Annotated in this window: 15 protein-coding genes; 2 read left to right on the top strand and 13 right to left on the bottom strand. The window is 38.4% G+C overall.

Annotated features, from left to right (window positions below):
• Nucleotides 1-288: 288 nt before the first annotated feature.
• The 9 genes from G585_RS0116255 to G585_RS0116295 form a co-directional block, all read right to left on the bottom strand.
• Nucleotides 289-795, bottom strand: a complete 507-nt coding sequence (locus tag G585_RS0116255) for a nitroreductase family protein (protein ID WP_022776415.1) — start codon at nucleotides 793-795, stop codon at nucleotides 289-291.
• A gap of 391 nt (nucleotides 796-1,186) precedes the next feature.
• A complete protein-coding gene (locus G585_RS0116260; protein ID WP_022776416.1) occupies nucleotides 1,187-2,722 on the bottom strand; it encodes a methyl-accepting chemotaxis protein in 1,536 nt (511 codons plus the stop codon).
• 193 nt (nucleotides 2,723-2,915) lie between these two features.
• The gene (locus tag G585_RS0116265; RefSeq protein WP_242830003.1) at nucleotides 2,916-3,080 is read right to left on the bottom strand and encodes an alpha/beta hydrolase fold domain-containing protein; all 165 of its coding nucleotides are present in this window, start codon (nucleotides 3,078-3,080) and stop codon (nucleotides 2,916-2,918) included.
• Nucleotides 3,067-3,816, bottom strand: coding sequence for a CPBP family intramembrane glutamic endopeptidase (locus G585_RS0116270; RefSeq protein ID WP_022776419.1), 750 nt, complete (start codon nucleotides 3,814-3,816; stop codon nucleotides 3,067-3,069). The genes G585_RS0116265 and G585_RS0116270 overlap by 14 nt, the downstream gene beginning before the upstream one ends.
• Nucleotides 3,817-3,880: 64 nt before the next feature.
• Nucleotides 3,881-4,402, bottom strand: a complete 522-nt coding sequence (locus G585_RS0116275; RefSeq protein ID WP_022776420.1) for a DUF4256 domain-containing protein — start codon at nucleotides 4,400-4,402, stop codon at nucleotides 3,881-3,883.
• 99 nt (nucleotides 4,403-4,501) lie between these two features.
• Nucleotides 4,502-5,842, bottom strand: a complete 1,341-nt coding sequence (locus G585_RS0116280) for an ATP-binding protein (protein WP_022776422.1) — start codon at nucleotides 5,840-5,842, stop codon at nucleotides 4,502-4,504.
• Between the two features lie 233 nt (nucleotides 5,843-6,075).
• Nucleotides 6,076-7,053, bottom strand: coding sequence for an SIR2 family NAD-dependent protein deacylase (locus G585_RS0116285; RefSeq protein WP_022776423.1), 978 nt, complete (start codon nucleotides 7,051-7,053; stop codon nucleotides 6,076-6,078).
• Nucleotides 7,037-7,849 carry a protein-ADP-ribose hydrolase gene (locus tag G585_RS0116290; protein WP_022776424.1) on the bottom strand — a complete coding sequence of 271 codons (813 nt, stop codon included), beginning with the start codon at nucleotides 7,847-7,849 and terminating at the stop codon, nucleotides 7,037-7,039. Before G585_RS0116290 ends, G585_RS0116285 begins: the two co-directional genes overlap by 17 nt.
• Nucleotides 7,850-7,908: 59 nt before the next feature.
• Nucleotides 7,909-8,343 (bottom strand): Rrf2 family transcriptional regulator, encoded by a 435-nt coding sequence (locus G585_RS0116295; protein ID WP_022776426.1) that lies wholly within the window; start codon nucleotides 8,341-8,343, stop codon nucleotides 7,909-7,911.
• A 204-nt stretch (nucleotides 8,344-8,547) separates the two neighbouring features.
• Between G585_RS0116295 and G585_RS0116300 the strand changes: the two genes are divergently transcribed.
• The gene (locus G585_RS0116300) at nucleotides 8,548-9,612 is read left to right on the top strand and encodes an alpha/beta fold hydrolase (protein WP_022776427.1); all 1,065 of its coding nucleotides are present in this window, start codon (nucleotides 8,548-8,550) and stop codon (nucleotides 9,610-9,612) included.
• The gene (locus tag G585_RS19230; RefSeq protein ID WP_022776428.1) at nucleotides 9,605-10,015 is read left to right on the top strand and encodes a MarR family winged helix-turn-helix transcriptional regulator; all 411 of its coding nucleotides are present in this window, start codon (nucleotides 9,605-9,607) and stop codon (nucleotides 10,013-10,015) included. Before G585_RS0116300 ends, G585_RS19230 begins: the two co-directional genes overlap by 8 nt.
• An 85-nt stretch (nucleotides 10,016-10,100) precedes the next feature.
• On the opposite strand, the gene G585_RS0116310 is transcribed toward G585_RS19230, so the two are convergent.
• The 4 genes from G585_RS0116310 to G585_RS18535 all read right to left on the bottom strand — a co-directional run.
• Nucleotides 10,101-10,571, bottom strand: a complete 471-nt coding sequence (locus G585_RS0116310) for a GNAT family N-acetyltransferase (protein WP_022776430.1) — start codon at nucleotides 10,569-10,571, stop codon at nucleotides 10,101-10,103.
• Complete coding sequence (locus tag G585_RS0116315; protein WP_026664067.1) at nucleotides 10,568-10,870, bottom strand: ArsR/SmtB family transcription factor; 303 nt, start codon at nucleotides 10,868-10,870, stop codon at nucleotides 10,568-10,570. Before G585_RS0116315 ends, G585_RS0116310 begins: the two co-directional genes overlap by 4 nt.
• A gap of 61 nt (nucleotides 10,871-10,931) precedes the next feature.
• The gene (locus G585_RS18530; RefSeq protein WP_051143014.1) at nucleotides 10,932-11,267 is read right to left on the bottom strand and encodes a histidine phosphatase family protein; all 336 of its coding nucleotides are present in this window, start codon (nucleotides 11,265-11,267) and stop codon (nucleotides 10,932-10,934) included.
• A gap of 11 nt (nucleotides 11,268-11,278) precedes the next feature.
• A partial coding sequence (locus G585_RS18535) for a GNAT family N-acetyltransferase (protein WP_022776431.1) occupies nucleotides 11,279-11,637 on the bottom strand: 359 nt, incomplete at its 5' end.

The raw sequence follows: 11,637 nt of genomic DNA on the forward strand, positions 1-11,637 counted from the left end.
TATATATCTCCTTCTAAAAATGCTTTATTTAAGCCATTTGTTATCTCAGCTTATTGTACCGAGTACCACGTCGGGCACCATTTATCTATTATGACATAAAAATAGTCCTGACACAGCGAATATATATTACCATGTCAGGACGGATTTGTAAAAACATGCAGTGACTTTTCCAGCACAGCGCTGCATTAATTAACGCGGAATTTTCCGCTATACTCCTCTTCAGGAGTAAATACGGCGGCAGGTTATGACTCCTGCTTTACAATCATCCTAAGGCTACGCCGCAATTTTTTATAAAATAGTTACCATTGAATCAATTGGATTCCTTTTTTTATCGCTAGATACACCTTTGAAATCGCTAGCGCGAAATCCCAAATCCAGGAAACAAATAGGATAGATGTTTTCTGGCAGGTCAAAAGCCTTCTGTGTTTTAAGAACATCATTCACTCCAGCCCAACATGTATCCAATCCTATATCTGTTGCTGCCAGCATCATATGTGTTGCTGCAATAACACCATCTGTCAAATAGCTATTTCCACCCTGAAAATTACTTGCAGCATTTTTATCGGAACATACTAGAATTACCATCGGTGCTCCATAACGGCATGGATGAACACTGTCCATCCTCTGAAGAGCTTCTCCACTTTTTAGTATATACACTCGTTGTGGTTGTTTATTAAAAGCTGTTGGTGCTAAGCGCCCCGCTTCTAGAATATATTTCACTTGATCTTCTGTTGGCTTTGTATCGCTGTACTTACGAACAGACTCTCTCTTCTGAATAACTTTATTAAATTCCATATCTATAATCTCCTTTGCTACATTGATTCTGTTATTTAAAAGATATGTCAGTTATTCAAAAAATCCAAAACTCCACAGTAACATAGCAAATTTCATGAATCTCGTTCCTCCGGCGAATTTACTAAGTATAAGTTAAATAACTCATCCTCAATTATACGGGATGAATTTTAAAAATGTCAGTGAAAAATTTCTTACTTTATGCACGAAGATGATGAATTTTTTGATGAGGTAGACTGATAATAATACTCTGCATACCTCCGCTTTGCATGGCCCGGTCTTGTCCGGGCCTTTAATTCAAGGTTGCGCCGGCAAGGCGCAATTTCCTCGTATTAAATAAAAAAGACTGTGCCCTCTTTTTTAGAAGGCACAGTCTTTTGACACTCACATCTTTTTAATTATTTAGAAGACGATTAATCTCATCAACCATGTCATTGATTGCACTAGCCTGCTGTGCAACATGCTCAGTATTTGTAGCATTATTTCCAGCCATGGTACTGATAGCCACAAACTGCTCGTTCTCACTTCTGATACTCTCTGCGATATTCTGGTTAATCTCAACAGTTTTTTTGATGATTTCTGACTGGCGTTTATGTGCCTCATTCATCTCTTCAATTGCATTAACCGAATCATTCAGCATTGTAGTCATTTCACTTATGTCGCCAAATACTGTCTTAAACTGTTCATTCTGTTCAGCAAGCTTATTGGCATTTATCTCAACCTGTCCTGTAATCTCTTCTACGTTCTTCTGAACTCTTTCAATTATTGCGCCAACGTCCTTAAGTGAGCTCTGCGTGTTTTCTGCAAGCTTACCAACTTCAGTTGCTACAACAGCAAATCCCTTTCCAGCATCACCCGCTCTTGCGGCCTCAATTGAAGCATTAAGAGCAAGAAGGCTTGTTGATGACGAAATTCCCTGAATAAGTTCAAGCGTTGTTCCAATTTCTTCTACTGCCTTTAGAAGTCTGTCTGCAATATCTGTTGTAACTGCCATAGAATCAGAAACTTCAGAATTTATTCCCTGAAGATCATTTAATGATTTCTCATTTTCTTTTGACTTCTTAAGAAGGTTGTCAGATGTCTTCTCAACAGTCTCAACATTTTCTTCTACAATGCTTGCGCAATCATTAAGCTCTGACAAGTTTGCCATACTCTCATCTGCTTTATTACCAAGAATATTACTGTTTTTAACAAGCTCATCACTTGTTGCTGATAGCTCTTCTGCTGAAGCGCTCTCACTTGATGAGATATCCAAAAGAGTTGTTCCTGCAGTTACCATCTTGGAAGATATTGAACGAACAGCATCCATAACACCTGTAACACGCCTGTTGTTCTCTTCAAGCTCATCCTTTTTGGCAGTAATCAAAAAGTGTGAAACAAAGAATAAGAACATTACAAGGCCGGCTAACGAAAGCACAAGGCCTACAACACACATGATTACATCTGTAATAAAGAGTTCGTCTTTTACTGGCAAAAGAGCTGTGCCTCTGACAAACCATGCAATAAACATAGAACCAATACAAATACTGCCGGTAACGGACAGTAGCTTAATATCCATAAAGAATCCGATAAGTATCAGGAAGAAACATAAAAATCCCCAGAATGTTCTGGTCGGAACCATGTAAATAATGTAGTTCCACTGAAGGATAAGAACAACTGAGCAGAAAATCTTTCCTATTTGAAGTTTTCCATCTTTTAAATATCCATCTTCATCAAATGAAGACTTAAGAATCAGCATTCCTGTAATAAAGAAACACACATCCATGATACCGAAAATTATTACTGCGATCCAAGGGATAACCTGATAAAAGCCAATTGTCTTTTCTACTATGAACATTGCTGTAGCAAACATACAGGCCGATACCAGTGCAGTAATACCCCATTTAAAAACCGCAGACAGGTATACTTCAAAAGCAGATTTTTTATTCATTGATAATTACCTCCTGAGATAAATAGTTTATGTTAACTAGATTACCACAACCATTTTACTAAATTCCGCAAATTCCCATAAGAAAATATCTCTGAAATTATTATTAAAAAACTCTGCGTTGAAATGAATTATTTATTTCACCTTGTATTACCTGTCTTTCCAGCATTTAATTGCATTCGTTATTTAAAATTTACTAAAATCCATTCACCTTTTTTATTTGAACCCACTCTCTTGCCAACATTGAGATGGCTGCAGTTAATCCACCTCCCGCACTCTCTCCCCCAACCATTATCTGGTCTGGGTTTATTCCAAGTTCTTTAACATCTATAATTTCAATTTTATTCCTACTTGTTCGCATCCAAGCTATTTCCATTTCCAAATTCTTTAACCAGATAGAATAGATACCCTCCCAAAACAACAATGATCAACACTAAGTTGATTGCCCTTTCTGTCAGAGGATTACTCATCCCATTTGCAGAAAAAACTTTGAGCGCATTATTAGCAGAGTGGAATAAAATACATGGTACAAGAGACTTCCCATGATAAAAGATTATTACCAGCACAAATCCGACCATGACAGCAAACACAATTTGAATCATGGACGAAATCAAATCTTTTCCACTTCCGTTGAAAAGATTCACAATATGTCCCAAGCCAAATGTCAGCGCAGAAACAATAATTGCACTCTTAAGATTGTCCTTCTCCATTGCCCTGAATAATAGTCCACGGAAAATAACTTCTTCAAGAAACCCTACGCAGAGCATGCTGATGAAATAAAACAGAGATTCCAATATGTCATATTGCAATTTTATTCCGCCCCAAAAAGCCGTTGATGCAACAATAATAAGAGGCAGATAATAAAGAAAACGCTTTGCAGGAATAGATGATCTACAAAACCCGTATTTTTCACCAAGTTTATTTTTTTGAATCCAGAAAAACAAAATCAAAGACATTGCTATGTGAAGCACAGCTGTTATAGATTTTGTAATGCCAATGTTCTCTGAAAACTGATCTGCCAAACTGCTCAGAACAACATAAGCAACAATCCACAGGATTGCAAAAGTAATCTCACTTCTCTTATATATTTTTGTCATTTTGAATTTCCCAATCTTTCTTTAATAGTCCGTTTACTGGAATTAATCGCTCTACAATCAGAATTTATATAAGCGTATAGCCTCTAAACCCGCGCACGGAATAGTACGAATCCGCCCCGTTATGGAATGTGAAAACCGTTCCGTAACGTCGTTCGCAGAACAAAGCACCGCCCTTGTCGCGAATATCATCCGGCGTAGTGATCCAACTTGACGTTTTCAAATCAAATTCCCCGAGACTTTGCAGTCGGCGATAGAGTTCCTCCGTCATGATCAAAACGCCGATTTCTTTTGCTTTCCATTCGGCGCTGCCTGACGGCGGGTTTTTAGCACGCCCCTGTAATGCCTTTTCGTCATAGCACAGGCTTCTGCGCCCAGAAGGGGACTCCTTTGCGCAGTCGCAGATAATTAGCTTTCCCGTCTTTTCGTCATAGCCGATGGTATCCGGTTCTCCTCCGCTCTCCTCCATCCTTCTCAAAACATCCATGGAGTCCGGATGCTCAAGCAAACGTTTCTCCACGTCAAGCCAACTCAGTTCCATATGAAGATTCTTATTATCCTGAAACCTCGCTTTTAATATTTCTAACATGGTTTACCCCTCCAATCCCCCGATTTGCCTACATCTTTAGTAAATTCATGATCTACTGTCCATAAACACCAACTATCCAGACACATTTCTCAAAAACAGTTAAACCGCCTCTGTTTCCAATATTTTATCACTAAGCAAAAAGTCGAATAAATCAACTGTTATTACGCCATTGTCATCATATGTCGGATTCAACCCTGTTTTTGCAACGACTATTTTCTTAAAAGAATCATCAATATAATACAAACTTCTTTTTTCTTGTGCCTGTTTTTCAGGAGATTCCATTGTCAAAGCTGATTGAATATAAAATTTTTGACTTCCTTTTGATGCTACAAAATCGACTTCAAGCGATTTCTGTGCATATATAACCTTACCATTTACATCCACTCTGTCTGTTTTTTCACTAACGTTCAGTTCTCCCACATCAACATTAAATCCTCTAAAACGCAATTCATTGTATAAGATATTCTCCATGATATGCGTTTCTTCTATCTGCCTAAAGTTGAGTCTAGCATTTCTCACACCAATATCCTCAAAATAGATTTTGAATGGGGAACCAATATATTTTCTGCCTTTAATATTATATTTTTTAGCCTTCGACACAACAAATGCATCTTGGAAGTAGTCAACATAATCACCAATTGTATCAGCAGTGATACTCTTATCCAAAACGCTTCTAAAGGTATCTGTAATTTTCCTTGCATTCACAGGACTACCGATCATAGACGCCAAAATATCAAATGTATCTCCAAGTTCAACTTTTTTCTTAATCTTGTTATGAGTAATGATATCCTTTAAATATGTTTCTTCACATAAACCTTTCAGATATGAGACTTTTTCTTCTTCGCTTTTCATTTGTGCCACAAGAGGTATGCCACCAGTTACAACATATTCCCTCCAAGCCTTTTCTGGAGACAGGTCTGTCCCTTGCATATACTCCGAAAAAGCTAACGGCAACACATGGACTACTGAACCCCTGCCTTTAAATTCAGTTGCTATATCAAAAGATAGAAACTTTGAATTAGAGCCTGTAACATAGACATCGTAATTAGTATGTCTTAATAAGCCATTAAGGGTTCCAACAAAATTATCAAGCAATTGCACTTCATCTAATAGTAAATAGTATTTTTCTGCATCGTTTGTTCTATCCTTCATGAATGCCCTAAATTTCTTAGCATTCACATAAAACACATCTGGATTAATAACAATCTTTGTCGGCTCTTCAGGAAAGTATGCATCAAGTAAATCTATATCTTCGTCCGAATCAAATGCAAACTTAATTATATTTTTGCTTGGAATACCTGTATTCAGCAAATGTTTAAAAAACAATTCGTTCATCAAATACGATTTACCAGAACGTCTAGCTCCTGTTATTACCTTTATTAACCCATTCTCCTTACGCGCAATCAATCTATTAACATATATTTCTCTAGAATACTCCATACAAACCTCATTTTTCCAAAGAACTTTGACTTTTATCGATTACATTATAGCACATATCAGAATACATGCCATGGTTAAATCGATTTTTTTCAAAGTTTTCTGCTTTTTATCGATTATATAACCGTGGATTTTTCCATAAAAAAACCTGTCGAGGAATTAACTTCTTCGGCAGGTTCTTTTTCGTTATATTTTTGATACTTTGATCACATAATACCAAACGGGCAATCGGACTGTTAAAAAGTCTCTGCAATATCACCATCAATGCAGATACTTCTATCTTCAATTTCCTCCGGACAGAAAGCTTCACCATAATTTAAGCAGGCATATACCGCTTTTTCATTTGCCAATGTCATCTGCCAGAACGGATACTTTATAATGACGGGCGTATTAGCTCCTACTCCCAATTCGAGATAAAGAACATGGAGATTCTCATGTCTGCGAATAAAATCAGAATATGCTGCAGATGCCCTATGCCAGCCTTCATCCTCGACAAAAGAATCATCCGCTCTCAAATTCATAGTCATATCAGAGCCGTCATCAGGACACTTTGGAATCAGCTTAGAAGGAATTTCCATCAGTAGCTTACCATCAGCCGGTACCTGAAATACTCCCTGATCATCTCTTACAAAACCTTGTGCTTCCATAGCTTTCATTACCCACTCTTCATTATCAAAGGTTTTCTGAATAGCAGGATTCACGCTCTGAAACAAGCCATAATCACCCTGAGTATAGAACAGTCTTTTCTTGTCAAACCCTGCTCTTTGAAACTGGTGATCTACATTTGTTGTGATAACAAAATAATCCTTATCGGAAACCATCTTAAGAAGATCCCTATACACTGGCTTTGGAGCATCAATATATCTGTTAAAATAAATATGTCTTGCCCACCAGGCCCAGCGTATTTCTTCGCTCGGAAACGGATAGAAACCACCTGAATACATATCCCTGATACCAAATCTTTTTACAAAATCAAAGAAGTATTTTTCAAAACGTTCGCCACTGTAAGTAAAACCTGCTGATGTTGATAATCCTGCACCCGCACCTATAACAATGGCATCTGCTTCCTTGATTTCTGTTTTAAGTCTGCTTATCTGTTCTTCTTTGTTTCCCTTACCATAGGACATACTTGTAGTAAAGTATCTCACAGCATTCATTCCTTTCTTTATAGTTTCCTGATAACCATTAGGAATATCATCATATAAGTTTTTCATAAATGGCCTTATCCTCATCTTTGAAAACATTGAATATCACTCTTTCTACCTTACCAGGATTTTCACGAAGCCATTCTGACACAGTCTTAACGGCAATCTCAGCTGCTTTTTTATTAGGAAAATGAAATACTCCTGTTGAAATACAGCAAAAAGCAACGCTCTTCAAGCTATTTTCAGCACACATATCCAAAGTGTTTCTATAGCAGTTCTCCAAATCCTTTTCCAATTCAGGAGTAAGTTTGTACTGGACAATTGGTCCTACTATATGAATTACTTTCTTTGCCGGAAGATTATACGCATCAGTGAGCATTGGAACGGCAGTAGGCTGTTCATAGTCTCTTCCGTATCTGATTCGAAGTTCATTCATCTGCCTGTTGCACTCAGCTCTTAATTGCACTCCTGCAAAAGTATGGATACAGTTATCTATGCAAGTATGCATCGGGACAAAACAACCGAGCATCTGCGAATTAGCGGCATTAACAATAGCATCCACCGAAAGTCTTGTGATATCTCCTTGCCAGATAGAAAGTCCATCCCTGATAACCGGGATGTCTGATAGATTCACCACGCCCTTTTCAGCCGCTCTTTCTGTCAGATATTCATCCTGTACTTTCATTACTTCAGAGGACAATTCTTTTGGCATACGGATATTCATAAGTGACCTTAAGATTCGTCTTTTATCTTCCGTACTATTTGGAGTCTGTAATTCCTTATATTCATCAGAATCTGCCTTGAATCCTTCTACAAGATAATTAAGACGTTCTTCCTGTGTTGATTTTTTAGCCTTAGTTTCCATATTACACATCCTTTGAAAAAAGACTCTGAAGTAAATACCTCAGAGTCTCATTATTAAGCTCATTTTGCCAACAGTTCCTGCATTCCGGATCTTAAATCATTAAGAGTGTATTTTTTCATCTCTGATTCCATCGCTTCCTGGATGCTTTTCAACTTATCATCCAATAGCGAATGGATATTCCTACCAACAGGGCACTCTGGATTTGGTGATTCATGAAATCTAAATAAATCTCCATCCTCCAAAGGCTCAATTGCCTGATACACATCATAAAAAGTTATATCTTTAAGATCTCTTGTAAGCTCTATTCCGCCTGTTCCTCTGATAACATTTATTAACCCTGCGTTCTTAAGCTGAGTAAGTATCTTTCTAATGATGACAGGATTCGTATTTATACTGGCTGCAAGAAAATCGCTCGTTACCTTGTGTTCTTCTTTAAATGTATCCACACATGTAAAAATATGAAGTGCAACCGTAAATCTGCTTGATATCTGCATTTTTAATTCCTCCTGCCTTCATTTTACTTCGTGGCAGATGTAGTTGCAATGGTTACATCTAAAATTTTTCAAAAAATTTCCAGGTGTAGATAAACACCTGGATTTAAAGCAAAACAACTATTAAAAAATATTCTTGAAATGCTTGACTGAGTCAACAATATATTGTATGGTTGACTCAGTCAATTTGTTTATGGAGATCAAGAAATGAAAAAAGTGGTAAGATTTATTTTAATACTGATCTGCGCACTCATACTGATATTGTGTGGACTGATCATTTATGTTGCAGCATATAATAATCCTGCGGACAAAGAACTGGACGAGGCGGGAATAGCGGAAAAGCAGGTGCAGGTGGGCAGCGTAACCTTTAACTATGCTGAAGGACCAGATAACGGTCCGGCTCTTGTCCTACTTCACGCACAACTACTGGACTGGTACACGTACAGCGCTGTTCTGCCGGAGCTTTCAAAAGGCTTTCATGTATACGCTATCGACTATCCGGGACATGGCAAGACTATAGTACCGGAAGGCTACGTGATGAGCGCCGAAAACATAGGAAATGATCTAGGCCGCTTCATCGATGACGTTATCGGCACGGAAGTTTATGTGACCGGCAACTCATCAGGGGGGCTTCTAGCTACATATCTTGCGGCTAACAGAGGCGATGTGGTGAAAGCGATAATATTGGAAGATCCTCCTCTATTTTCGTCGGAGTATCCTGCTGTTAAGACAACTGTTGCCAATAAAGCTTTTACCCAGAGCCACAATGCTTTGGAGTCAGAGGACTATGATGGCGATTACCTCATTTACTGGATTGATAACAGCAAGCAGTTCTTTGCCACATATGTATTTCCAGGAGCAGAAAAACTAATTAAGGGTATGGTGACCATCTATCGCACCTTCCACAGTGATGAGCCTCTTGAGATTGCCTTCATGCCTGTGTCAGTTCAGGAAATGCTGCGTGGGCTGGACTATTATGATCCAACTTTTGGAGCGGCTTTCTATGACGGCACCTGGAATGAGGATTTCAATCATGAGGAAGCGCTAAAGAAGATAGACTGTCCGGTGTTGTTGATTCAGGCCAACACAGGTTATCTGGCTGATGGAACCCTGGATGGGGCGATGTCAAAGGAAATGGCAGAAGTGGCCATGGATTGCCTCAGCGATGGAAAATATATATATGTGGACTCTGGCCACGTAACAAATCTTGAGGTACCAGATCAGTTTATCGCTATTGTAAAAGATTTTTTCTTGGAGGCAGAGAATGGATAGAAACATTTTTCAAAACGTTGGAATCCTGTATAGAAGCTATTTGAATTATGCAAATAGCTTCTTAAAGGATTTAGGCCTTTCCTTTTCAGAAAGTGTTGTGATATCAAATATAGGTGCATCGGAAGGGATCACACAGGAAGGTATCGCCTCACTTCTGTGCATTGATAAGGCTGCCATTGCGAGAAACGTAAAGCTTCTTGAAAACGAGGGCTTGATCGAAATAAAGAAAAATGCAGATGATAAGCGTTTAAAGAAACTTTACCTGACCCAGGAGGGATGGGAAAAGTATAAGGCTATTACAGCAGCCAACACAGACCGCCTGGCTGACCTATATAAGGGACTCACTCCTTCCGAAATCAGTACATTGGAGACGGTGCTGAATAAGTTGGCAGATAAAGTATAGCGGATCATCGAATAAAGAACTCATCTTCATTAGGTGAGAAAGTTATATTCCGATTCCATTATTTTCACCAAGCCTTCATCGATTCCTAAAGTCGGTTCAGTTTAATATTCCAATCCTTATCTAACATCATATGCATCAAAACAGTTCCATTATCATTCTCCAGTTCCTCAAATCCCATTTTCTGATATAAAGCATAGCCTATGCTCATCACTTCAGGTTTCGTGGTAAACCTGACCTCTTTAAACTGAAGTTCCCGACATTTATCAAGCATTGCATTAAGCAGAAGTCTTGCATACCCATTTCCCCTGCATTCTGGCTTTATATATAATCTCTTTGCTTCAGCTTGGTCATCATTAATCTTTTTAATGGCTATTGTTGCTATAGGATTAGCATCATCATAGCCAAGAAGCAATGCTCCGTCTTTATAGAAGCCCTTCAGATCAGATAGTTCTCTGTCAAGTGATACGAAACAAGCTTCAGCGCCTTTGATCTTGGAATACTCCTTTATAAGTTTCTTTGCTGCTTCGTAGTCATCACATTCTTTAATTTCAATCATAGTTCTCCCTTACAGCATTTGCCGGTGGTTTCATTACAGAGCGTTTTTATAAAACCACAGAATTCCTTCATGATGTCCGTGTTTATTGAATAGTAGTGCCACTTACCTTCTTTCCTGTCTTTAACCAAGCCCGAATCCACAAGTATCTTCATGTGATGAGAGAGAGTCGGCTGTGTAATATCAAACTTTTCAAGAAGCTTACATCCGCACTTCTCCTGATCAGAAAGCATCTTAACTATTTCCATTCTGTTAGGATCACCAAGGGCCTTGCATATCAATACTTCGTCTAATTTAACCATAATCTCCTCCTTACATTGATATCTGTCTATATGTAGACGATAGCATATATATAGACATTCATCAATGTATTATTTCAAAAAAATCTTCGTATGCCTTCTCTGCGGTATGATCATCCTCATAGATATAAAGGTCGTTTGCAACCCATTCGTGCAGATCCGTCTCAATCCTAATTTCCAGCCCCAATTCCTTAGAAAGAATGGCTGCAGACTGCACGGCTCTTGTATAAGAAGAACACAAAATCAGGTTCGCCTCCTGAAGTCGAATATCCTTTGCCGCTTTCCTTATCTGGCCGATCCCAGTTTCCGAAAGAGGCGCTAAATTCGTTCCGTGTCCTTGATATATTTTGGTTCCACGTTCTGTATAATCTGTCTCCCCGTGCCGCACAAAATAAAACATACACTTCTCCTTTACAAATCCGAGCTCGTAGCCCAATCTTCTTTCTTTATTTCCATTTCGATGACATTCCATGGCTGTTTGCTCACTATTTCCTTATCTATAAATCCAACCTTCTTATAACATTTATGAGCCAACTCGTTGCTTTCAAAAACACCGATGGTTACAACATCAACGCCAAGAATCTCAAAGGCATATTTCAGACCAACCTGTAACATCTGGGTTCCATAACCTTTACCACGAATAGAGTCATCTACAACCACCCATCCAAAACGAAGTATTTTATTATCTCCGTGCAAATATCTCATGATAAAATGTCCGAAAACCCCGTTTTCATCAAATGCTATCCATGGATAAAAGTTATCCGGTTCTT

It is taken from the genome of Butyrivibrio sp. AE2015, assembly GCF_000420825.1.
In the GTDB taxonomy this organism is placed as follows: Bacteria; Bacillota; Clostridia; order Lachnospirales; family Lachnospiraceae; genus Butyrivibrio.